The following is a 22,667-nucleotide window of genomic DNA, read 5'->3' on the forward strand; positions in this document are numbered from 1 at the left end:
GCGGACGCTGCCCCGTGTCACGTCTTCCGGGAACCGGCCCTGCGACGAACCGGCCGCGCCGGTGACTCCTTGTCGCGCCCCCGCCTTCGGGAGGCCGCGCGAGGGGGCTCTTCTTCTTCCTCCTCCGGCTCCTCCTCTTCCTCCTCCGGCTCCTCCTCTTCTTCCTCTTCGTCCTCGGGCTCTTCCTCTTCCTCTTCCTCGTACTCGTCCTCGGGCAGTTCCTCTTCCTCTTCTCCCTCTTCTTCCTCCGGCTCCTCTTCCGGCCGTTCCTCTTCCTCTTCGTGTGCGGCCTTCTCCTCCTGGGCAGCGGTCTCGTGGTCCTTGACGACTTCGCCGTCGTGGATCACGCCGCGCCACCCGCCGGAGGCGATCTCGTCGGGGTGCAGCATGCTCTGCGTCATGACATGCCGTCTGAAGTGCTTGAACTCCAGCCGTACCCGCCTGCCCGGCGCCCGCCAGACATTGCCGACGTGCTCCACCAGTCCGCGCGGGTGATATTCGAGTACGAGCAGGACCCGGGTCAGGTTGGGCGCCAGGGCGTGGAAGCTCACCGCGCCGTCGACGTAGCCCTTGGGTCCCTTGGACCGCCAGATGATCCGTTCGTCGGGCACCTGCTCGACGATGTGCGACTCCCAGTTGCGGTGGGACAAGAAGACCTGTGCCTTCCACGACAGCTTCTCGTCGCTCTCGTTCTCGACGTGCTCCACCTTCTTCATGAAGGTCGGGAAGTCCTGGAACTGCGTCCACTGGTTGTAGACGACCCGTACGGGAGCACCGATATCGAGCGTTTCGGCGATGTTGACGAACCGTAGCTTCTTCGTCCCCTTGGTCATGCCCCCGAACAGGCCCTTGACGGCCCCCTTGACAGCACCACCCAGCATCGAACGCTTGGCGGACTTGCCGCCGGAATCATCCGATCCGGTGAGCGCGCTGAACAGGCCGCCGACTCCGCCACCTGCCGCGGGATCGGCGAGCCGGCCCGCCATGTCCTCGACCTTGTCGCTCACGGACTGCAGCGCTCGCTCGATGAAGGCCTGTGCGAGGTTCTTGAGCTCCTGGGTGAGCGCCTCGGTCGGCAGGGCTTCCGCGACCTTCTTGACGTCTGTCGGCAGGGCGTCCGTGACCTTCTTGATGGGCCGAGCAGCCTTCGATACCTGAGCCATCAAGCTCGCCTCCGTGTCCTGGTGACCGGCCGCGTGGCGCGTGCGGGCTCGGCCTTGGGCTTCCTTCTCCGTGCCGGCTTGGGCGGTTCCTCCTCAGGCGCCTCTTCCTCTTCCTCCTCCTCGTAGCCCTCTTCGTAGTCCTCTTCGTCTTCGGCCGCTTCCTCAGGCGCGCCTGGATGGCGCAGACCCTCGGCCCGCTCGTGCAGCCTCGAGGTCAGCGATTCGAGCTGCCTGCTCGTCATGGCCACGGCTGCCGCCTTGCCGACGTCCATCAGCTCGCCACGCAGGCGGCCGGTGAGCTTGTCCATCTCGGGTGACGAACCGAGCATCTTGATCCCCTGCGACAGCAGGCCCCCCTGGCCGCGCAGCCGGCTGAGCACCCCGGCCACGGCCAACGTGGTCGCCCACCGCAGCTTGTGGCGTCGGCCGAGGTAGTAGCCCGCGGCGATGGCCAGCCCTATCTGAACTTTGTCCTTCATGACCAGCGCTCCTTGCCCTCCCGCTCGCCTGAACAACCGGTCTCCACCTGCCCCACAAAAAAGACAAACAAACACATGATCGGAGAAAACGGACATGCGACGGCAATCAGGTGCTAGAGGCCCGAAGGGGTCGCGCAAGAAGCGCGATGTGAACTTCGTACAGATATAGTCAATAGTTCGCCTTTTACGGCGATTTGCGCGCTTCCCGCGCGGCTAGAGAACCCGCTCCGCTCGCCGCCGGACGCGCATGCCCGCGACCAGCATGACGACCGCGCTCGCGTACCCGAGCATCGGCAGCAGCTGCCACACCAACCACGGCAGCGCCCCCTCCGAGCGCGCGCAGCCGAGCCTCATGACGGACGACATCGCCATGAACGCCCAGTCCAGGGCGACCACCGCCACGACCAGAGCGGCCAGCACCCCCACCACCGCGCCGAGCCGCCGCCCCGCCCAGGCGGAGACGACGGTCGCCAGCAAGACGCTCAGCGTCGGCAGACCGTTCAGGAGCAGACCCCCCTCGAACGAGTACGCCACGGGCTCACGGAGGTGGAGCCACATCCATTCGAGCTCGGACCACACCTCGGCCAGGCCGAACGGGAGAGGGCCGTAGCCGACGCAGCTGATCGCCGCATCGGCCTTGAAGAACATCGGCAGCCACAGGACCAGGAAGCTCAAGACGCAGGCCACCAGCGCGGCCAGCCACCATCGCAAGTAACGCCACCGGGGCATGGGCCGCCTTCCTACGCCGCATGATCGACTACGGGAGTGCGTCGCCTACCCTAATGGGAGCTATTGCCGTGATCCACGCCGTTCGCCGCGCAGCCCGCGCAGGAAGCACCACAGCGCGGGCCGGGGCGGCTCCTCGTCCGCGGTGACCGCATCCGCCGACACGGAAAGATCACAGCACAGCACGCGACGAGGGAGATCTGGCTTCTGCTATGCGATGGAGCCGTAGGAGGGCTTGCCCGCCCACTCGTAGGTGACGTACAGGACTCCGGCGTCGGTGGTGGTCGAGCCGGTGACTTTCAGCCCAGCCGGGGCGGTGCCCTCGGCGAAGAGCCGCTTGCCCTGGCCGAGGACGACGGGGAAGATCAGCAGCCGATACTCGTCGACCAGCTCGGCCTCCTGCAGCGTACGCATCAGGTCGCTGCTGCCCTGCACGAGGATCTCGCCGTCGGTGCGCCGCTTGAGGTCGGCCACCGTCTGGGCGGCCTCGCCCACCAGGACCTGGGTGTTGCGCCACCCGGCGGTCATCGGGGTCCTCGTGGTGACGTACTTCGGCATGCTGTTGATCTTGGCGCCGCCCTGCTCGTCCGGCACGTTGGGCCAGTGCGACGCGAGGATCTCATACGACCTGCGGCCCAGCAGCATCCCGTCCGCCCGCTCGAGCTGATCGTTCATGATGCGGCCGAACCCCTCGTCCACGTGCGGGGGCAGCCATCCGCCGTGCGGGAAACCGTGGGAATCGTCCTCGCCGGCGCCGCCGGGGCCCTGCATGACACCGTCCAACGACACGAACGTCGAAACGACCAGCCTGCTCGCCATCTGTCTCACTCCTTTGAGGGCTGGGCGGGTCCGTCCGGTCCCGCCGTCTTCATCTGCCTTCAGCGTGGCGCGACCCGTTTACAGAATCCTTAAGGCTCCCCTACGGGTACGGACGGCAGCTCAGCGGAAGTCGTCGGCGTGGTCAATGGCCCAGTCTCGGAATGTACGCGCCGGAGTTCCGGTGACCTCTTCCACGGTGGAGGTGATCAACGCTGAGTGAGGTCGCGTTTCGGCGCCGGCCAGCAGGGCCTCCACCAGGGCCGGCGGCCTGCCGTCCGCGAGCATCCGCTGCCGGGCGATCTCTACAGGCACCTTCTCGAACCGCAACGGGCGGCCGATCGCCTCCCCGATGGCGTGCACCTGCTCGGTCCTGCTCACCACCTGCGGACCGGTCAGCACGTACGTCGCGCCGGCATGCCCGTCCTCGATCAGCACGCGTACCGCCACGGCGGCGATGTCGCGCGGATCGATCACCGCGGTGGCGGCGATGTCAGGACCACGCACGACACCCGCGCCACGGATCTGCTCGGCCCACCCGCGAGCGTTGGAAGCGATCGTGTTCGCCCGCAGGATCGTCCACTGCGGGCCGCTCGCGGGCCGCGGGATGTTTTGTCGGATCGGGCTGCGAGACTCCGCGCATGCGTGATCACGAACTCTCGGAGAACACCCTGCTCGTCCGGGGAGCACTTCGCGAGCAGCGTTTCGACCTCTCCGCCGGAGTGTCCCGTGTGACCTTTGACAAGGCGCTGCTGGCGAGCGTGGACTTCTCCGGGATGCACTTCGCCTCCTTCAGCGTCCACGGCAGCCGGTTCGAAGGCTGCGACTTCTCCGGCACCGCCTTCGAGCAGCTGTCGATGGGGGCCACCTGCGTACGCGGGCCGTGGAACCGCGCCAGCTGGCCGCAGTCGGTCTTCCGCGACTGCGTGTTCCGCCGCACCCGATTCGCGCCGTACACCTCCTTCGGCAACGTCCGGTTTGAGAGGTGCGTATTCGACGGGTCCCGGCTGAGGGACCAGACGTCCACGTCCGACGCCGAGTTCGTCGACTGCGTCTTCCTCGGCCGCGTGCGGGATGTCACCTTCTGGGGCCGTCCGACCCGCGACCAGGCGGCACTGGGCAGGGACCGCAATGACTTCACCGGCAACGACTTCACCGGCGCGGAGCTCGACGGCGTCGCCTTCCGGCACATCGACCTGCGGGCCCAGCGCTTTCCCGGCCTGCCCGGCTACGCGCTCCTCGACCGGATCAGCGCGCGGGCGGCGGCGGCGCTGCCCTTGGTGGAACGCTGGCCGGACCCACATCACCGGAAACAGGCCCGCTTCAGCCTGGAGTTCCTCATGGAGCGGGCTCTCACGGACAACGACGACCACGCGCTGGTGAGCCCTTCGAGGCTGGGCCGGAAACTGCCGCCCGCGCTCCGCGAGGAGCTGTTCGAGGCGCTCAGAGGCACGACCAGCGATATATCCCCTGGTTGAGCCGTACCGCCTCGCGAGCCAGGTCCCGCAGGCCGGTGATGCGTTCGATCTCGAACTCGTCGAGCAGCTCCTCCTCGGCGTACTCGCGCAGCCGCGCGTCGTCCACGGCGGCGAGCGCGGCAGTGGTCTCGGGCGCCGCCAATTCCACGCCCGCCGTCTCACCGTCGTCGATGACAACCTTGCTGTCACCGAACTCGCTGAGGTCACGTCCGCTCAGCTCGGCGGCCAGCGTGTCGAGATCGTCGAGCCAGCCTTTGCAGTCCACGTACGGCAGATTCAACGCCTCCGGCCCACCGGACAGGGCCAGCCGGGCGGACTGCTCGGAGTCCACCGTGAAGTAATCGACGAGAACACCCATGGTGCGCGACTCTACCGATCATGCCCGCACCGGGCACATTGATCGCCTCAGGCGCTCAGAGGACGTCCTAGCCGAGCCTTCCGTCGGCTACCTTCGGCTTCCAGTAGCCGATGGAGCCGCCTTTCTCCATGGTGTCCGCAGTGGTTTTCAACAGGGCGTAGAACGAGCGGATCCGGACGCCTCGAGGCGTGAAGTTCATGGTGCCCTCGTGATCGGTGTCGCCGATGTCCTTCCGCGCCGAGTCGATCACCAGGTGGTCGCCCATTCCATCAGCGCCGACGGGGATCATTCGCCCGTCCCACCATTCCGATCGTGGATCGGAGAATTCCCCATCACCTCTATCCTCACCGTCGATGTCGCACAACTCTCGCCACGCGTCACGCATTTCCCGGACGCTCATGTTCGAGTTGCCCAGGAAGCCGAAGGGCCAAGTGTCCTTGAGGTAGACGGCCCCGTCATGCCGCAGCAGTGAGGCCCGCAGATCGTCGGGGAATCGCAAGCCCATATACGCCTCCGCGGCCGCGATGGTCTTCGCGTTTCCGGGCTTACCGAGCGTGCGATAACTCCGGGGGGCGTTGGTCCTCAGCCAGTCCTCGATGCGCTGCCACTGCCGGTCCACTGCCCGCTTGACCTTCGCGTCGATTTTCCGTACGCGCGGTTCGGCACCCACGGGCCGGCAGTCCGCGTCGAGACGGTCCTGCGTTTCTTCACTCTCCGCCGACTGCTGAGACACGTAATCGCCGTCCAGGGAGTACTCCTCCTCCTCGAACGAGCAGGCCGTATCGCTGTCCGAGGTGTTTTCCAGGCACGGCCCCCACCTCACCTCAGATGTGGGCTCGGGGAAGACCGCGGATTCAAGGGCTTGAGTACCGAGAGCCAGCACCAGAATCGCGAGTCCGGCGATGCCCCAACGAGTCAGGAGGCGTCGGGTGGCCTCGTCCAGCGGCTCCCTCGGTTCGCCGCGTTCGAAAAACCTGGTGAACTCGGGGCGGTCGAAGACGGAGGACTTTTCGGCGCCATAGCGCTGGAGATCCTCAGCAGTGGGAGTGCCGAGAATCGGAACCGGCGGCCACTGCGAATTCTCGGTCCGGGCCGGAATCGAAGAAGAGGTATCAGAAGCCTGCTGGACCGGGCGCCGTCGAGAGCGAGCGATCACCACGACCGTCGCTGCCGCTAAGGCCGCCAAAAGCGCGAGCCATAGCCCGCGAGATGTGATCAATCGCCGCACGTCCGGCAGATTACCCGGAATTGATCTAGACGGCTGGCAACTCCGCGCCGAAGTGCTCGCGGCCACCCTGCCGGCGATCACGCTCCGACGGCGAGCGCACACACCCGGGCACCTGTCATTAGGATCATTGCCGTTGCGATGATCCGGCGAGCGGAGCCTCGATGAGTGACCCCGGCGGCTTCGGCCCCCTGGTGAAGGACGAGCGCGAGGCGATCGGTCCGTACCGGATCGTGGGCCGGATGGGCGCCGGCGGCATGGGCGTGGTCTATGCGGGGGTCGCGGACGATGGCGCCCGGGTCGCGGTCAAGGTCATCCATCCGGGATTAGCCGCTGATCCGCAGTTTCTCGCCCGCTTCATCCGCGAGGTCGATCTCCTGTCCCGGGTGCGGGGGCGCTGCACGGTCTCGGTGCTGGACTCCGACACCGCCGCGATGCCTCCCTGGCTGGCCACCGAGTTCGTCCCTGGGCCGACCGTCAGCACGTACGTACAGGACAACGCCCCACTGCCGCCGGACGAGCTGCTCTCGTTCGGCGTGGACATCGCCGAGGCGCTCACCGACATCCACCGGGCCGGCGTCGTACACCGCGACCTCAAACCCGGGAACGTGATCCTCTCCGCCTCCGGCGCGAAGGTCCTGGACTTCGGCATCGCCCGGGCCCTCGACGAGAGCGGGCTCACGGGCACCGGCGCGCTGATCGGGACGCCCGGCTGGATCAGCCCTGAGCAGTACCGGGGCGACGAGGCGGACGCCGCCGCCGACGTCTTCGCCTGGGGCGCGCTGATGGCCTACGCCTCGACCGGGCGCCCACCGTTCGGCACCGGAGCTCCCGACGTCCTCGCCTACCGCGTCATGAGCGTCGATCCCGACCTGTCCGGGGTGCCCACGCGGGTCCGCGACCTGGTACGAAGCGCGCTCGCCAAGGACAGGACGGCCCGGCCCGGCGCGGACGAGCTGCTCGCCCAGATCACCGCACTCAGATCGGGCACGATCGCCATGCCGCCGCCACCCAGGTCGGGCACGATCGCCATGCCGCCGCCGGTATCACCGCCCGCCAATCGCGTGCCGTTGTGGCCGGCCGCCGCCGTCCTGGCGACGGCTGTGGCCATCGGCGCGCTGGTCTGGGTGAGCTCGGAGGGGATACCGGAGGCACTCCGGAATTTGAGCGACCCTCCCGCGTCCACGCCCGCGGAGAACCTGACGCCGGACACGAGCGCGACCCCGACCCCCGAGGAGACGACGGAGACCCCGACCCCGACCCCGACTCCCGAGGAGACGACCAGCACGAGGGAGACGCCCGAGGAGACGGAAACCCCCGACACAAAGAAGAAGGCGAGCGCGTCCCCCAGCGCACGCCGCTCGGCCACCGGCGTCCCGTGCGCGTCCGCGAGCTCGATCCTCCAGCAGGCCGCCACGCTGAACGGCGGCCTGCCGCAGGACGCCAGGGTCGCCCGCAAGCGATGCGTGGGCTACTGGGTCGCGGCCGAGCTCGACTCCCCGAGCGTCGGCGGCATCGACCTGATCGCGAAGCGGAACGCGAGCCGATTCCTCAACGCCGAGATCGGCACCGACTTCTGCTCGCTGGAGAACCAGTCGGCCCTCGTCAAGAACGCACCGGGCGCCATCAGATCCTTCCTCTGCCCCAACGGCTTCGGCTGACCGCCTCCACCTGAGACCCGTCCCCCGCCTCACCCGACGAAGATCAGGTTGCACCCCGAGGAGACCGGGCTGACGGGCGCGAAGAGCTGACCGAGACCACCGACCTCCTGCGACCCGCCGGGCTACCGCACCTGCTGACCGCCCTTCTCACCGACGGTCCGCCCCACCACCCGGTCCTCGTCGACGGCTGACGCGGTCATGGCTCCCGGCTACCGCCTGACCACGTGATCGAATACCCGTCTCAGCAGCTCCAGTAGCTGCGTACGCTCGGCTTCCGACAGCGGCCGCAGCAGCTCTTCCTGAACTCCGGCCAGGATCGAGTCGAGCTCCTCGAGCCGCCGCCGCCCGGCCGGGGTCAGGGTGATGATGTTGCGGCGCCGGTCGGCCTGGTCGGGCGCGCGCTCGACCAGCCCCTGGTCCGCGAGCTCGTTCACGGTGGCGTGGGTGTCGCTGCGGTCGATGCCGCAGCGCTGGCCGAGGGCGATCTGGCTGGCGGGTCCGAACTCCTCCAGGGCGGCCAGGATCGCGAAGTGGTAGCCACGGGCGTCGACGGGCGTCAGCACCTCGCCGATGAGTCGCTGCGCGTGCAGCGAGGTCTTACTGATCAACCAGCTGGGCTTGCCGCGCAGGCGGGCGGGTGCCGACTCCATGGACCGAGTCTACCGTTGGCGCGCCCCACGATTATGGTGCTACCGTTGGCCCGGCCAACGTTGGGTTGGCCAACTAGTTTCGAGGTATGCCATGACCACGACAGTCGGCTCCGCCCGGCACCCCTCCGATCCCCCGCTTCCCGACCCGCGCCGCTGGTGGGCACTGGCCACGGTCGCCACGGCCCAGCTCATGGTCGGGATCGACCTGATGATCGTGAACATCGCGCTGCCCTCCGCGCAGCGATCACTGTCCATGTCCGACCCCACCCGCCAGTGGGTGATCACCGTCTACGCCCTGTGCTACGGCGGCCTGCTGCTCCTGGGCGGCCGGCTGTCGGACCTGTTCGGCCGCCGCCGCAGCCTGCTGATCGGGCTGGCCGGCTTCGCCCTGGCCTCCGCCCTGGGCGGCGCGGCCACCGGGCCGGCGACGCTGCTGGCCGCCCGGGGCCTGCAAGGCGCCTTCGGCGCGCTGCTCACGCCTGCCGTTCTCGGCACCATGGCCGCCTCCTTCCCGCTGCCCGCCGAGCGGGGCAGGGCTTTCGGCGTGTACGGAACCGTGATGGGCAGTTCCTCCGGCCTGGGCGTACTCCTGGGCGGGGTTCTGACCGAGTACCTGGACTGGCGCTGGTGCATGTACGTGAACATCCCCATCGCCCTGGCGGCCGGCGGGGGCGTGCTCTACGCTGTCCGCCCCGCGCCGGCCGGGCCCAGACCTCGGGTGGACGTGGCGGGCGCCCTGCTGGCCACCGCCGGCCTGATGGCGCTGGTGTACGGCTTCTCGCGGGCCGAGACCGACGGCTGGGGCGCGCCCCTCACCTTCGGCCCGCTGACCACGGGAGTTCTGTTGCTGGCCGTCTTCGCGTGGGTCCAGCACCGGGTCGACCATCCGCTGCTGCCGCTCCGGGTGATCCTCGACCGCCACCGTGGCGGCTCCTACCTGGCCGTGCTCAGCCTGGCGGTGGGGATGTTCGCCGCGCTGTTCTTTCTCACCTTCTACCTGCAGAACGTGCTCGGCTACCCGCCCGTACGCGCCGGACTGGCCTTCCTCCCCCTCACCGCGGGCCTCATGCTCGGCGCGCGGACGGTCGGCCGGCTGGTGTCCCGTGCCCCGTTACGCGCTCTGCTGACCCCCGGGCTGCTGACCCTGGCGACCGCTCTTGGCCTGCTCGGCCTGTTGCGGGTGGACAGCGGCTACTGGCCGCATGTACTGCCGGTGCTCTTCCTGCTCGGCCTGGGCACCGGCTGGGTGCTGATCACCGCCAACAGCACCGCCACCCTCAACGCGGGCGCCGACACCTCCGTCGCCGGCGCCGCCGTCATGACCGCCCAGCAGATGGGCGCCTCTCTCGGCACCGCGCTGCTCAGCACCATCGCCGGCACGGCCACGGCCGGCTACCTGGCGGCCCATCCCAGCGCCGTCGCCGAGGCGATCGTGCACGGGTTCACCGTGGCGAGCCTGTCGGCCGCCGCCTTCCTCTGCCTGGCCGCGCTGGCGGTCTTCCTCATCACCGGCAGGAAGGATCGTCGTGGGCTCACACGTGGGGCTTGAGGTCGAAGACCGCTTTCCCCAGCACCCGGCGACTGCGCAACGCGTCGGCCGCCTCGGCGAAGCGCTCCCAGGAGCCGCGCCAGCCGATCTCGGGCACCAGGGCGCCGTCAGCCGTACCAGCTCGGCCAGATCGTCGGCGGCGGCGAACTCGTTGGAGCGTCTTGGCCGGGCCGACGGTCGCGTACGGCGGAAAGACGGCCGGCTCCGCCGAGGTCCACCCGACGGACTGGAGGCTGCCACCCGGGAGCGAGGAGCCCCCAGGCGGCGAGCCCGACACCGTCCGGCACCTCGGCCACCGCCGGCACATCGACGGCGACCCGTTCCGCGAAGGCGCCCCACGCGAAGAGCACGACGCGGGCCCCGACCGCGGGGCCGGAGCCGTCCGCGGCCCCTCCAGGACGATCCCGGCCGCGTCGAGACCCAGGGGCGCCCCCGCCGGAACGTGGCCGGACTGGGCGTTGTTGAGGTCCGCGTGGTTCAGCGAGGCGTGCAGCACCTCGACGAGCACCTGGCCAGGACCGGCGACGGGGTCTTATGGACCGGTTCTTACGTTGGGCCGCTCGCGCGGATGGCGGCCGGTCCGTGGCCGTACCAGCGGTGGATGGCCCGCCGCAGAGCCCGGGGGGTCGGTGAAGCCGACCCGCGCGGCGATGGGCTCCACGCTCAGCGTGGTCTCCCGCGGCAGGCGGTCCAGCCGTACCGGCTGAACGTCCCGGGAATGCTGAGCGTGCCGTACTCGCTCGAACTCAACGACCTGGGGTCAGCGGAAGTCGGTGGTCACCTTGGCGGGATCCGGCGCCTTGACCGACACCTTCGCGCCCCATCCGCTGTAGCGGCTGTCCACGGCGATCATGGCCTGTCTCCCGGTCTCGGTCGCCGTGTACTTGCTCTGCACCCTGCTCACCAGGCCCCCCGAGGTGAGCGTGAGGGTGTAGGAGACCTTCGTGCTGTCGAACGAGCTGGCCGCCTTCGCGCCCGCCCACCAGGCCGAGGCCTGCTTGAGGTCCTTGAAGGTGATCGTGCCGGTGATGGAGTTCTTCGTCGACTTGCCGTGCTTGATCAGCGCGGCCAAGGTCTTGGGCTCGGCCGGGTTGAGAATCTGGCCGTAGGAGTCGGGCAGTCCGTACCTCTTGACCTTGTACCAGGTCTTGCCCTCCGGGAGCACCATAGGCATGACCCCGCCGGTGTGGTACGTGATGTTGCCGACGCCGACGGCCCGTTGCCGTCCGTAGGTGTCGTCGTCCCAGTGGATGTTGATGTCGAACGCGGCGACGCCCTTCTTGTCGAACTGGAAGACGCCCTTGCGGTCCTGGACCTCGCTCTCCTCCGTGCCGTTGGACCAGGCGACCGTTTCGGTGAAGCGCACGCCGTGCCCGGGTACGAGCTGGGCCTTCAGCGCGCTGACGGGGTCCTTGGTCGCCGCCTGAGCGGGGGCGGCAACCGTCGATAAGGCGGCTGACAGGGCGGCGCAGGCCGCCAGAGCAGTGATCATCTTCTTCATGGTCAGCGATGATGCCGGAGTCCGATCACGAACGGGGTACGGCGCTGCCCGCCAGGACGTCAGGACGTGAACGTGTACGTGGCGGAGATGGTGCCGCTCTTGTAGACACGCGAGGCGATGAGCGTACAAGGCAGCCGCCCACCCTCGTCCTCGAACAGCTTCCGGCCCTCGCGCACGACGACCGGGTCGATCAGCAGGCGCAGCTCGTCGAGCAGGCCGGCCCGCAACAAGGTCTGGACCAGGGTGATGCTTCCGGTGACCACGATGTCCTTGCCGTCCTGCCGCTTGAGCCGCGCGACCTCCTCGGCGATGTCAGCCTCGGTGACCAGCGTGGAGTTGCACCACTCGGCCGCGGGCAACGCGGCGGAGAAGACGATCTTGTGGATGCCGTTCATCAGGTCCGCCAGGCCGCCGCTCGCCCCCGGCCAGAAGCCGGCGTGCTCCTGGTAGGTGTGCCGGCCCAGCAGCATGGTGTCCGCCGCCGCCAGACCGGCCTGGATGTCCTGCTCCATCTCCTCGCTGTGGTACGGGCCGTGCCACTGGTCCGGCGAGGCGACGACGCCGTCCAGCGACGAGAACAACTCTGCGACGATCTTCCTCATGGAAGGCTCCTTCGGTGGGGGTGGGCGGTGAGGAGGAATGCCAGGGCGGTCACGGCCACGCCGACGAGGCCGACGATGTTGTAGGCGTCGGTGAAGGCGGCCCGTACGGCTTGCAGGAGCTGCGGGTCTCCGTGAGCGTCGGCGATGCCGTCGACGATGCTGACGGCGGCCGGCGAGTCCGGCAGGTTCAGCCGGGCGCGGTAGACGACGGTGCCCAGGGAGCCCAGGACCGTCAGGCCGACCGCGATGCCGAGCTCGTTGCTGACCTGGGCCAGCGCCGCGCCCGCGCCGGCGCGCTGGGGTGGGGTGGCGCTGATGACGCGGTCCATGAGCAGCGGGAAGGCGGCTCCGATGCCGAAGGCGGCCAGCGCGGCTCCGGCCGCCGCCAGGGGACGGCCGATCCAGGTGACGGGCAGGACGGCGTACAGGACGAAGCCGAGCATCGTGATCAGCAGCATCGGCCCCACGATCGTGCGGTGGCCGAGGACGCGATGGAGCCAGGGGCCCAGGTTGGAGGCGGCGATCATGAGGATGATCTGCGGAAGCGTCCACCAGGCGGCGTCGAGCGGTGTCAGGCCCTGCACGTCTTGCAGATAGAGGTTGAAGAACAGGGAGCTGCCGCCCATGATCAGCGCGGTGAGGAACAGGGCGGCCAGCGTATGGCCGACCGCCGGGGTCCGGATCAGGGCCAGGTCGAGCAGCGGATCGTCCAGCCGCCGTTGCCGCCGGACGAACAGTACGGTCAGCACGATGCCGACCACGAGGGTGAGCCAGGCCGAGGCGTCGGCGCCGTCGTTGACCCAGGCCTTGAGCGCGTAGACGATCGCGAGGACGGCCCCCAGGCTTTGCAGCGTACTGAGCAGGTCGATGCGCGGCGCCTGGTCGGAGCGGGTCTCGGGCAGCACCTGTGGCGCGATGGCCATGGTGACCGCCATGACCGGCACGCTGATCAGGAACACCGAGCCCCACCAGAAGTGGGCGAGCAGCACCCCGCCGACGAACGGTGCCACCGCCATGCCGCTGAGGAACACCGTCATGTACGCGCCCATCGCCTGCACACGCGACTTCTCCTCGGTGAACAGCACCCCGATGAGCGACATCGACGCGGGCATGATGGCCGACCCGGCCACCCCCATGACGGCCCGGGCGAGGATGACCAGCGGCGCGGTGGTGGCGAAGGCGCCGACGGCGGAGGCCAGCGCGAAGATCGCCGCGCAGATGAGGATCATCTTCCGGCGGCCGATCCGGTCGCCGACGGCGCCCATGGCGAGCATGGAGCCGGCCACCAGGAAGTTGTAGCTGTCGGTGATCCACAGCAGTTCGGCGGCGCTGGGCCGCAGGTCACGCGCTATGGACGGCAGGGCAGCGCCCATCACGGAGATGTCGATGGCCACGAGCAGCGTGGGCAGCGCCAGGACGGTCAGAGCCATCATGGGATTCATCCGCGTGCTCAGCGGGTATTTCATCTCAGCTCCTCAGCCAGGGACTTCAGTACGTCCCTCATGTGCTGCTCGAACGGGGCGGTGTCCTCGGCGGTGAAGAAGGCGACCTGCTCGGTTTGGACGAGCCTGGTACCCGGTCCGTCCCGGACGAACTCAACGGTGGCCAGGGAGACCAGGCTGCGTACCTGGTCGAGCAGCACGTCGTAGCTGTAGACGATGCGTTTGCTCGGCACGATGTCGAGATAACGTGCCTCGATCGTGTGCGCGGGGCCGCCCACCGGGGTGCCGTGATACCGCTCCAGCCCACCGACCCGGAAGTCCACGTCGAGCCGCGGGCTCCAGTCGGCGGGACCGCTGGACCAGCGCGCCTTGAGGGCCGGGTCGGCCCAGGCCGAGAACACCTCGACCGGTGGAAGGTCATAGACGTGCTCGGCCACGAAGGTGGCGTGCTTGATCATGGGAGCCTCTCGAGTGTCAAGGCGCTGTCGTCCAGACACCGGCAACCTTGGCCTGCCCGACCATGCCGGGACATCCGTGGAGATCACCGGACCACTACGAGGCCGGCACTGATTCGCTACGGAAGGGCCACCGAGGCCACAATGGCCGCATGTTGCCGGACAAGCCGCGAGAGGTCTCGCCCCGCGAGGCCGAGGTGCTGGCGGGGGTGGTCGAGCATCTGACGAACGCGCAGATCGCCCACCGGCTGCGGGTCTCGGTGCGCACCGTGGAAAGTCACGTCTCCTCGCTGCTGCGCAAGTACGGCGTGGGCAGCCGCGCCGCCCTGGCGGCCATGAACCGGCATCAGCCATCGCCCTCGGTCAGGCCGGGGCACATCGAGGGCATCCCGGTCAGTCACACCTCCTTCATCGGACGCCGTCAGGAACGGCAGGAGGCGCTGGCCGCGCTGGTCCACGCCGCGCCGGTCTGCCTGCTGGGGCCCGGCGGCGTCGGCAAGACGCGGCTGGGCGCCGTGGTGACGCAGGCGGCCTCGACGTCGTTCCCCGCCGGCGGGGCGTTCGTCGATCTCGCCCCGATCGGTGAGGGGTACGTCTTGCGCGCCGTGGCCGACGCGCTGGGTCTGGCCGAACGTCCGCCTCAGCCGCTGGAGCAGGCGGTCACCGAGCGGGTCGCGCTGGGACGATCGCTGCTGGTTCTCGACAATTGCGAGCACCTGCTGGACGAGGTCGGCGATCTGGTCGAAAGACTGCGCTTGGCCTGCCCCCAGGCGGGCATCTTGATGGCCAGCAGGGAGCGGCCGGGTCTCGCCGGCGAGCGGGTCATCACGGTGCCGCCACTGGCGGAAGAGGCGGCGGCGCTGTTCCTCGATCGGGCGCGCGCCATCGACCCGGCGTTCACCGCCGAGCCCTCCGCGATCGCCGAGGTGTGCGCCCGGCTCGACGGATTGCCGTTGGCGATCGAGCTGGCCGCCTCACGCGTGCCCGCACTCGGAATCGACGCCCTGCGTGTGGGGCTGCAGGACCGGTTGCGGCTGCTGTCCGGCGCGCGGGGCAGGCCGCCACGGCATCGCTCGCTGCGTACGGTCATCGGCTGGAGCTACGACCTGCTGGAGGATGAGGAACGCGCGCTGCTGCGCCGTCTGGCGGTGTTCACGGGCGGGTTCAACCTGGCGGCGGCCACGGCGGTCATGCCGGACACGCCGCCCAGCGCGATAGCCGACGTCATAGGCCGGCTGACGGACAAGAGCCTGATCGGAGCGGCGGGCGGCGGCTGCTGGCGGTTGCTGGAGACCATCAGAGCCTTCGCCGCCGACCAGCTCGAAGCCTGCGGCGAGAGGGAAGAGACGCTCCAGCTCCGGCTGCGTTGGGCGGCGGACACCGCGGCGAAGCTGGAATCACGACTCGACGGCGGTTGGCAGCCGCAGTTCGATCTGGTCGCCGATGATCTGCGGGCAACGCTCGCCGACACGGCCGCCGTACCTGACCGGCAGGCGCATCAGCTGGCCAGGTCGCTGGCGCACCTGACGTTCGCGCGGCACTTCCACCGCGAAGCGATCGGCCACTACCTGGCCGCCGCCGACCGGGCCGACGACGCTGCGGACAGCCACCAGGACCTCCTGCGCGCGGCCGCCACGGCCGTCTCGATCGCCGACGGCCCACTGGCTTTCCGCCTGCTGATGCGGGCCGCCGAACAGGCCGAACAGGACGGCTTGCGCGCGGCCACGCTCGCCTCCGCCCTCGTGGTCGCCCACCGCTACCGGCGCGCGGACGATCGCGACTCGATGTCCGTGTCGGCGCTGCTCGACCAGGCGAGCGCCGACCCCGCCGACTCGCGCACCACGGCGCTCGTCGCGACCGCGCGGGCCTGGGATCAGGGCGGCCTGGAGCTCGCCGGCTCCGCCGTCGACGCCGCTCGCGAGTGCGGCGACACCATCGTCCTCCTGGGGGCGCTGGACGTGCTGACCCGGGCGTACGCGCGGGCCGGCCGGTTACGCACCGTCCAGCGGATCTGCCAGGAGCGGCTCACGCTCATCGAGCGCCTGCCGAGGCACGAGCCGTCCGCGGCGGCCGAGATCGTCGACACCTTCCACTCGGCGGCGCGTGCCGAGCTGTGTGTCGGCGACCTGCCGGCCGCGCTCGCCGTCGCCGACCGCGCGCACCGCGAAGACCCCATCGGCGAACACCCCTACCTGTCCATCCCCAAGACCATCAGACCGCTCGCCCTGAGCGGTCGTTTCCCGGAGGTCTTCCAGCAGGCGCCCGCCATGTGGGAGGCCTGGCATCAGGCGGGCAGCCCGCGCAGCGCCTGGATGTCGACCGCGGTCTCCGCCGTGGCGCTGGCCCATGGGCTGGCGGGCAGCGGCGAGTTCGACCTGTGGCGCTCGCGGGCGCTGGAGATGGCCAGGGTGGAGGACGCGGCCTCCTCACAGGTCCTGGCTCCGTTCGCCGCTTTCGTCGAGGCCAGGGTCGCCCTGCACACCGGCGCCCACGACCGGGCCGCCGCGCTGGTCGAGCGCGCCTTCGCCCCCTTCGCCGTCCGCTGGTACGAGGCCTACGCCCGCGCCGCCGGTGCCGAGCTGGCCGTCGTCGCGGGCTTGCCGGACGCCGCCGAACGGCTTGCCGCCGCTCTGCCGTACGCGGAGCAGAACGCCTGGGCGGCCGCCGCCCTGGCCCGTACTCGCGCGATCTTGTACGACGATCGTGACGCGCTGACGGCGGCGATCGAACAGTGGACCTCGATCGACGCCCGATTCGAGCGCGCCATCACCCTGCGCCTGCTGCCCGGCCGGGAGCAGGAGGCGATCAGCGAACTCCGGGCCATCGGCTGCCACCCAGGTGGTCGATGAGCCGTGAGCTGACATCGGGAAAGGAGCCGTCTCCGAACAGCACGCGCGCCGCCAGAGCACGCCCGGCACGACCACGTAGCAGGGTCACCACCGCCTCCGCCGCGGCGGGAGATCGGATACCGGCGAACACGCGGCGCAGCAACAGGCGGCCTCGGAACCGGGTCCGCAAGGCGGCCCCGTCGTACCGGCTCAAGATGCTTTGATCGCCGGTACGCAGGTACCCGGCCGCGACCGCCGCTGCCCATTCGGACATGCGTAAGCAGGGGTCCAACCCACCGGCCGTCAGCGGCGACACCGCGCCCGCCGCGTCTCCGACCAGCAGCCCGGCCGGGCACGCCAACCGTCGCAGCACACCACCGACCGGAATCGGCCCGCCTCGACGCTCGACCGGACCGGTCGGCACCGCACGGCCGGGCGCGTCCGCGGCGAAAGCGTCCAGCAGGTGACGGATGCCGGTGCGCATCGCGTCCGGGTATCCCGCCACGCCGACATGCGCGTGCTGACCGTCATCGATGACCCACCCCAGGTACCCCGGAGCGACCCGGGGGTCCAGCACGCAGTGGAACGCCGGGGCGGCCGTGCCGGGCGCGATCGGGTGGACGAGCTCGGCACCGAGCAGGGAGCGCCGGTTGACATCGAGGCCGAGATCACGGGCCACCCGGGAGCGGGCGCCGTCCGCGCCGATGATGAACCGGGTCGTCACCGGGTCCGTACCTGCGAACCGCACAAAACCCCTCGATGCGCCGACATACCGTACGCCCAGGAGGACCCGCGCCCCGGCCGACTCCGCCGCGCGGCGCGCGTGCTCGTAGATGCCCGCCATGTCGGCCACGCGGTACTCGTCGCGGTCACTGGTGAGCCGGATCGGTTCCCGCCGCGACGGCGGATACAGCAGCACGTCCCGGATACCGGGGCCGAGCAGATGGTCCGGCAGGTCGAAGTCGTCGAGGGTACGCCGTACGAAGATCCCTGTCGTACGGATGCCCGTTGACAGCGACCTGCGGCGGTCGACCACCATCACCTTCAGTCCCCGTCGCGCGAGCGAGCGGGCTGTCCGCAGCCCGGCCAGCCCCGCGCCCACGACCAGTACATCGACGGTCCGCATACCTGCGACGGTAGGCGCGGCACCTCACCCATAAGCCCGTTTGCACGCTACCTGCCCCGAATCTCCACGCCGTCGCCACACTCAGCGGGCTTTGAGCGCCCATAGGGATGCCGCCATCAGCAGAGCGGCCAGCCCGCCGCAGATCATCACGGTGGAGACCGAGAAGGCGTCGACGACGCGGCCGCCGACGAACGCGCCGAGGGCGAAGGTCGCCTGGAAGGAGGAGGTGAAGACGACCGTGGCGGCTTCGGGCGCGTGCGGGGCGGCGCTGATGAACGAGGCCTGCGAGCAGACGGGCACGCCTCCGTAGGCCAGGCCCCAGACCACGAGCAGCACCACGGCGCCGACGGCTGTGCCGCCGGCCGAGGGCAGCAGCAGGGTGGTGGCCGCGATCAGACAGCCGCAGGTCACGAAGGCGGCTCGCAGACGTGTGGCGATGGCCTTGCCGACCAGGAAATTGCCGGCGATGCCGGCGATGCCGTACGCCAGCAGTACGGCGCTGACGGCCACGGGAGGCAGGCCGGTGACGTTCTGGAGGAAGGGCGTGACGTAGGTGTAGGTGCCGAAGTGGGCCAAGACGATGAGGAAGGTGGCCAGCAGGGCGATGCCGGCACCCCGGGCGCGTAGCAGGTCGAGCAGGACGCGAGCGCTGGTGACCTGCTGGGCGGGCAGCGGCGGCAGCAGCATCACCAGGGCGGCCAGGACCAGAATGGCCAGCGCGGCCAGCACCAGGAACGCGGTTCGCCACCCGGCGAGGTCGCCGATGAAGGTCCCGGCCGGTACGCCGAGCACAGAGCCCAGCGGCACGGCCGAGAAGATCACCGCGGTGGCGGTGCCGACGGCGTGCGGCGGCACCAGACGGCCGGCCAGCCCGGCCCCGATCGACCAGAAGCCGCCGATGGTGAGGCCGACGAGCACCCTGGAGATCAGCATCACCCAGTAGGAGCTCGCCACGGCGGCCAGCACGTCGGCGACGGCGAGCACCGCCATGAGGACGCACAGCATCACCCGGCGGTCCAGGCGCGCGGTGGTCAGCGTGACGGCGGGTGCGGCGACCGCGGCGACGATGCCGGGCAGAGCCATGGTCAGCCCTGTGGTGCCGTCGGAGATGTCGAAGTCCGCGCCGATGGCGGTCAGCAGGCCGATGGGCAGGATTTCGCTGGTGACGATGGCGAAGATGCCCAGCATGAGGGAGGTGACGGCAAGCCAGCTGATGAGGGGCGGGCGTGGCGGGGCCAGTGTGGTGGTGGACATGATTCCCGTTCAGGCAGGTACACGTGGACTGGGACACCCACCCAAGCAGCCATGAAGCAGCTGGCACTGGCACGTTTCAGACTTGACCGTCACCGTCTCCGCCCGTCACCGAGATCACCTTGCGGCTTCGGCTCCAGCGCCGCTCGGCAGGAGGGCCAGGAGCTGTCGCGTGTGGCCCGGCAACTCCATCTCCGCGAGGCCGGTGATGAGGTCCCTCAGCGGCATGGGCTGATCGACCATGAGGGTGTCCTTCGACAGGAGCCGGGTGGGCACCGGTGTGTCGAGTTCGGCGTCGCTCAGCGCCGGGCCCCCGAGCGTGCAGAGGGCGTCTGCTTGGCGGCGGATGCGGTCTCGAAGCCCCGCGTTGCCGCCGGCGAGCGTGATGAGGCGTTCGATGGTCCAGGCGTCGAGCGCCAAGCGGTTGTCGTAGGTCGTGTGCGTTCCCGAGGCGATGGCGGAGACGGCGGCGATGGTGGCGGCGTTGATGATGGAGACGTGCGCCAGGATCTGGTCGGCGTTCCACTCACCGGCCGGCGGGACGGGGCTGGGATCGCCGGAGTCGGCCACGGTGGCAGCGGCGTCCAGCAGCGCGCCGTAGGCGTCCCGCAGGGGGATGGTGTCCATCAAGGTCTTCTTTCTGCGGTCGTGGGCGGGGGTGAACGGTTCTCAGGCCTGCGCCCTCAGGCATGCGCTCTCAGGCATGCGCTCTCAGGCATGCGCTCTCAGGCATGCGCGCGATGCATGTCCCATGGCGCCTGCGGGAGGACCTCGCCGGTCTCCAGCAGCGACTTGAGGTTCGCCAACACGGCCGGCCATCCGTGCGAGATGCCGGTGAGCATCTCCTGGTTGGGGAGATTCTCGTGGGTCACGGTGAGGCGGACGATGTCCTGGTGTGGTTCGACGAGAAAGGTGACGACCGACGGCTCTCTGGGCGATTCGGCGTCGGGGGCGTCGTCGAACGTGATGACCAGCCGCGTCGGGGGCTCGGTCTTGATCACTCGACCGACGACATCGATGACGCCTGATCCGTCGACGCGCCGGTGCTCCCAGGCCGAGCCCGGCTGCCAGTCCGAAACGTTGGCATGTCCCCAGTAGCGCGCCGTCAGGTCCGCATCCGTCAGGGCTTGCCACACCTGCTCCGCGCTTGCCCGGATGTAGGTGACGTAGACGTAGGTGGGTACTTCGGTCATGGCGTACTCCTCTGCCTGGTTCTTGATGGCACTGAGCGCTTGCAGGCGCGGCTTGTCGAACCCCGAGATCCACCGCTCCTCGATCTCGTGGATCGGCGTCGGGTTGAGATAGTGAAGCCGCTCCCGCCCGCGTCGTACGACGGTGACGAGGTTGGCCCGCTCAAGGATGTCGAGATGCTGGGTCGCTGACTGGCGCGCCATGTTCAAGCGTTCGCACAGCTCGCTCAGCGTCTGGCCGTTGTGCTCGCGCAGTCGGTCGAGCAGGAGTCGTCGGGTGGGGTCGGCAAGTGCTTTGAAGACCGAGTCCATCTCTCTCGCTTCGAGGCTCACGTCTCCATTATGCAGGCATTTGCCTGCATAATGTCAATGGCAGCGAGACGAGACGACAGGCCGGGCGCTCAGCGGCGGGTTCACCGCACGGCCGGCCACTGGGTCGGCGCAGTCGACGGCTGGTGGCAAACCTTGGGATGGCCCTTAGCGCCAGGAGGGGTGGCGAAGATGGAGCGGCGAGGGCCTTATCAGCGGGCGGACTGTTCGAAGCCATTCAGTATCGCGGTGAGCCCCATCTCGAAGTGGTCGTCGAGGGTGGTGGCGTCGGCGGCTTCGGCGAGCAGGTTGTAGTCGGGGCCGCCGGGCTGGGGTTTGCGACTGCGCTGGTCGGCACCGAGCTCGGTCACGGCGATGGCGAGGGTGTGGCCGATCGTGAACTCTCGCAGGCAGCGGATGATGCGCAAGCCCTGCGCCGGAGGGATCCCGGCGTCGCTGAGCTTGGTGAGCATCTTCACGCCGGTGTCGATGGAGGCTGGTGAGCGTACCGGGCGGGTGGCGAACAGCGGCACGGCGTGGGGATGGCACAGCAGTGTGTCGCGCAGACGCAGGCAGTAGTTCAGGGCCAACTGCCGCCAGGGGCCGTCCCAGGGCAGAGCGTCGACGTTGACCTCGGTGAACAGCGCCTCGGCGACACCGTCGAAGAGGTCCTCCTGGTCCGCGTAGTGGCGGTAGACGGCCATCGGGTCGAAGCCGACGGCGGTGCCGAGCTTGCGCATGGAGAATTTACGCAAGCCGTGGGCGTCGATGAGCGCGAGCGCGGCGGTGGCGAGGTAGTCGCGGGTGAGGGTGGGCCGGGTGGGCGGCTCCGGCAACCTGACCGGGGGGCTGGCGTCGGCCGTCATGGCTGGAAGCCCTCCAGGATCTTCGTGAGCGTCGTGGTGAACTCGTGCGGGTGCTGCATGAAGGGGACGTGGCCGCCGGGGAACTCCTGGCAGGCTACGCCAAGGCGCTCAGACAGCAGATGTGCGGGCGCGTAGTAGGGCTTACCCACACTGTCGCGGCCGGTGGCCAGGCACCAGGGTGCCGTGGTGGCGGCCAGCGCGGTCATGTCCGGCTGGTAGTCGAAGCAGAACGCGGGCAGTTCGCGGCGCAGGGTCAGCTCCGCGTTGCGGAGCTGGCGGGTCATCACATCCGGCGTACGCCGGGTGACCCTTCGGGCCAGGCCGTCGGCGGCGAGCATGAGGTGAGTGGCGGCAGCGATCATGGCCTGACCGGATGGAGACAGGAACACGCGCGGCGGATCCGGTAGCGTCATCGCGCCGAAAGCGGCGTAGGCACGCATCAGGTGACCGTCCCGGGCGAGGTGGCCGATGTGTTCGATCTCGCGCCGTTCGGGACTGTCGGGAGTGAGAAGTTGCACCAGCGGCGGCTCATGCACCACCGCGCCCAGGAGGCGGTCCGGGTGCCCGATCACCATCTCCAGGGCGATGATCGCGCCCGCGCTGTTGCCGAAGACATAGGCACGTTCCAGGCCGTAATGATCGAGGACGGCGACCGCGTCGGCCGCCTGCCGGGCAACCGTTATCGAGGCGCCGGGATCGGTGAACGGGCTGCGCGAGTTGCCGCGCCGGTCGTAGGCGATCACGGTGAAGCTCCGGGCCAGGAGCGGGATCACGTCCGCGTACATGCTGGCGTCGCCTCCGCCTCCGGAGATCAGTAAGAGCGGGGGTCCGTCGCCGGTCCGCTCGACATGCAATCGCGCTTCGGGCGCTTCGACGATGTCGCTCGCCGTCGCGTCTACGGTGTAGTTCATGTCTACAGTGTAGATGCATTGCTTCGCGAACGTCATGCGGACCGTTGATGAACTGGCGACTCGGCCACGAGGCGGTTCGGC

At 69.4% G+C, this 22,667-nt stretch carries 23 protein-coding genes; 4 read left to right on the forward strand and 19 right to left on the reverse strand.

All coding sequences use genetic code 11. The features are described 5' to 3' along the window. Positions 1 to 17 precede the first annotated feature (17 nt). The 5 genes from AB0B61_RS41695 to AB0B61_RS41715 all read right to left on the reverse strand — a co-directional run bounded on the left by AB0B61_RS41695 (position 18) and on the right by AB0B61_RS41715 (position 3,691). Complete coding sequence (locus AB0B61_RS41695; RefSeq protein WP_358444532.1) at positions 18 to 1,163, reverse strand: SRPBCC family protein; 1,146 nt, start codon at positions 1,161 to 1,163, stop codon at positions 18 to 20. After that, positions 1,163 to 1,642 carry a hypothetical protein gene (locus AB0B61_RS41700; protein ID WP_358444535.1) on the reverse strand — a complete coding sequence of 160 codons (480 nt, stop codon included), beginning with the start codon at positions 1,640 to 1,642 and terminating at the stop codon, positions 1,163 to 1,165. Before AB0B61_RS41700 ends, AB0B61_RS41695 begins: the two co-directional genes overlap by 1 nt. A gap of 213 nt (positions 1,643 to 1,855) precedes the next feature. Beyond that, positions 1,856 to 2,371, reverse strand: coding sequence for a hypothetical protein (locus AB0B61_RS41705; RefSeq protein ID WP_358444538.1), 516 nt, complete (start codon positions 2,369 to 2,371; stop codon positions 1,856 to 1,858). Positions 2,372 to 2,578: 207 nt separating this feature from the next. Next, a complete protein-coding gene (locus AB0B61_RS41710) occupies positions 2,579 to 3,187 on the reverse strand; it encodes a dihydrofolate reductase family protein (protein WP_358444540.1) in 609 nt (202 codons plus the stop codon). 120 nt (positions 3,188 to 3,307) lie between these two features. Beyond that, the gene (locus AB0B61_RS41715) at positions 3,308 to 3,691 is read right to left on the reverse strand and encodes a hypothetical protein (RefSeq protein WP_358444543.1); all 384 of its coding nucleotides are present in this window, start codon (positions 3,689 to 3,691) and stop codon (positions 3,308 to 3,310) included. Between the two features lie 134 nt (positions 3,692 to 3,825). Between AB0B61_RS41715 and AB0B61_RS41720 the strand changes: the two genes are divergently transcribed. Then, positions 3,826 to 4,662 carry a hypothetical protein gene (locus tag AB0B61_RS41720; RefSeq protein ID WP_358444546.1) on the forward strand — a complete coding sequence of 279 codons (837 nt, stop codon included), beginning with the start codon at positions 3,826 to 3,828 and terminating at the stop codon, positions 4,660 to 4,662. Here the strand turns inward: AB0B61_RS41720 and AB0B61_RS41725 are convergent. Continuing rightward, positions 4,628 to 5,020, reverse strand: a complete 393-nt coding sequence (locus tag AB0B61_RS41725; RefSeq protein WP_358444549.1) for a hypothetical protein — start codon at positions 5,018 to 5,020, stop codon at positions 4,628 to 4,630. The two genes, AB0B61_RS41720 and AB0B61_RS41725, sit on opposite strands and share 35 nt — an antisense overlap. Positions 5,021 to 5,087: 67 nt before the next feature. Beyond that, the gene (locus tag AB0B61_RS41730) at positions 5,088 to 6,248 is read right to left on the reverse strand and encodes an SMI1/KNR4 family protein (RefSeq protein WP_358444551.1); all 1,161 of its coding nucleotides are present in this window, start codon (positions 6,246 to 6,248) and stop codon (positions 5,088 to 5,090) included. A gap of 161 nt (positions 6,249 to 6,409) precedes the next feature. On the opposite strand from AB0B61_RS41730, the gene AB0B61_RS41735 reads away from it, so the two are divergent. Beyond that, complete coding sequence (locus AB0B61_RS41735) at positions 6,410 to 7,906, forward strand: serine/threonine-protein kinase (protein ID WP_358444554.1); 1,497 nt, start codon at positions 6,410 to 6,412, stop codon at positions 7,904 to 7,906. A gap of 209 nt (positions 7,907 to 8,115) precedes the next feature. On the opposite strand, the gene AB0B61_RS41740 is transcribed toward AB0B61_RS41735, so the two are convergent. Beyond that, a complete protein-coding gene (locus tag AB0B61_RS41740) occupies positions 8,116 to 8,556 on the reverse strand; it encodes a MarR family winged helix-turn-helix transcriptional regulator (RefSeq protein ID WP_358179136.1) in 441 nt (146 codons plus the stop codon). Between the two features lie 91 nt (positions 8,557 to 8,647). Between AB0B61_RS41740 and AB0B61_RS41745 the strand changes: the two genes are divergently transcribed. Then, positions 8,648 to 10,105: an MFS transporter gene (locus tag AB0B61_RS41745; protein ID WP_358444556.1), complete on the forward strand. Its 1,458-nt coding sequence runs from the start codon at positions 8,648 to 8,650 to the stop codon at positions 10,103 to 10,105. Here AB0B61_RS41745 and AB0B61_RS41750 read toward each other — a convergent pair. From AB0B61_RS41750 to AB0B61_RS41770, 5 genes are all read right to left on the reverse strand, one after another. After that, complete coding sequence (locus tag AB0B61_RS41750; RefSeq protein WP_358444559.1) at positions 10,089 to 10,613, reverse strand: hypothetical protein; 525 nt, start codon at positions 10,611 to 10,613, stop codon at positions 10,089 to 10,091. The two genes, AB0B61_RS41745 and AB0B61_RS41750, sit on opposite strands and share 17 nt — an antisense overlap. 252 nt (positions 10,614 to 10,865) lie before the next feature. Then, positions 10,866 to 11,606 carry a hypothetical protein gene (locus tag AB0B61_RS41755; RefSeq protein WP_358444562.1) on the reverse strand — a complete coding sequence of 247 codons (741 nt, stop codon included), beginning with the start codon at positions 11,604 to 11,606 and terminating at the stop codon, positions 10,866 to 10,868. Between the two features lie 59 nt (positions 11,607 to 11,665). Next, complete coding sequence (locus AB0B61_RS41760) at positions 11,666 to 12,208, reverse strand: dihydrofolate reductase family protein (protein ID WP_358444565.1); 543 nt, start codon at positions 12,206 to 12,208, stop codon at positions 11,666 to 11,668. Next, on the reverse strand, positions 12,205 to 13,674 hold the full coding sequence (locus tag AB0B61_RS41765) for an MFS transporter (protein ID WP_358444568.1): 1,470 nt from the start codon (positions 13,672 to 13,674) through the stop codon (positions 12,205 to 12,207). The genes AB0B61_RS41760 and AB0B61_RS41765 overlap by 4 nt, the downstream gene beginning before the upstream one ends. Then, positions 13,671 to 14,108 carry an SRPBCC domain-containing protein gene (locus AB0B61_RS41770; RefSeq protein WP_358444571.1) on the reverse strand — a complete coding sequence of 146 codons (438 nt, stop codon included), beginning with the start codon at positions 14,106 to 14,108 and terminating at the stop codon, positions 13,671 to 13,673. Before AB0B61_RS41770 ends, AB0B61_RS41765 begins: the two co-directional genes overlap by 4 nt. A 149-nt stretch (positions 14,109 to 14,257) precedes the next feature. Between AB0B61_RS41770 and AB0B61_RS41775 the strand changes: the two genes are divergently transcribed. After that, positions 14,258 to 16,954, forward strand: a complete 2,697-nt coding sequence (locus AB0B61_RS41775; RefSeq protein WP_358444573.1) for a LuxR C-terminal-related transcriptional regulator — start codon at positions 14,258 to 14,260, stop codon at positions 16,952 to 16,954. On the opposite strand, the gene AB0B61_RS41780 is transcribed toward AB0B61_RS41775, so the two are convergent. From AB0B61_RS41780 to AB0B61_RS41805, 6 genes are all read right to left on the reverse strand, one after another. After that, positions 16,911 to 18,059, reverse strand: a complete 1,149-nt coding sequence (locus tag AB0B61_RS41780) for an NAD(P)/FAD-dependent oxidoreductase (protein ID WP_358444575.1) — start codon at positions 18,057 to 18,059, stop codon at positions 16,911 to 16,913. The two genes, AB0B61_RS41775 and AB0B61_RS41780, sit on opposite strands and share 44 nt — an antisense overlap. Positions 18,060 to 18,140: 81 nt before the next feature. Continuing rightward, positions 18,141 to 19,313 carry an MFS transporter gene (locus AB0B61_RS41785; protein ID WP_358444578.1) on the reverse strand — a complete coding sequence of 391 codons (1,173 nt, stop codon included), beginning with the start codon at positions 19,311 to 19,313 and terminating at the stop codon, positions 18,141 to 18,143. Positions 19,314 to 19,427: 114 nt separating this feature from the next. Then, positions 19,428 to 19,937, reverse strand: a complete 510-nt coding sequence (locus AB0B61_RS41790; protein ID WP_358444581.1) for a hypothetical protein — start codon at positions 19,935 to 19,937, stop codon at positions 19,428 to 19,430. 98 nt (positions 19,938 to 20,035) lie between these two features. Continuing rightward, positions 20,036 to 20,833, reverse strand: coding sequence for a metalloregulator ArsR/SmtB family transcription factor (locus AB0B61_RS41795; protein WP_358444584.1), 798 nt, complete (start codon positions 20,831 to 20,833; stop codon positions 20,036 to 20,038). 188 nt (positions 20,834 to 21,021) lie between these two features. Next, entirely contained in the window at positions 21,022 to 21,675 is a 654-nt protein-coding gene (locus tag AB0B61_RS41800; protein ID WP_358444587.1) for a TetR/AcrR family transcriptional regulator, read from the reverse strand. Then, positions 21,672 to 22,586, reverse strand: a complete 915-nt coding sequence (locus tag AB0B61_RS41805; protein WP_358444590.1) for an alpha/beta hydrolase — start codon at positions 22,584 to 22,586, stop codon at positions 21,672 to 21,674. Before AB0B61_RS41805 ends, AB0B61_RS41800 begins: the two co-directional genes overlap by 4 nt. Positions 22,587 to 22,667: the final 81 nt, after the last annotated feature.

The organism is Nonomuraea sp. NPDC049158, assembly GCF_040648335.1.
Lineage (GTDB): Bacteria > Actinomycetota > Actinomycetes > Streptosporangiales > Streptosporangiaceae > Nonomuraea.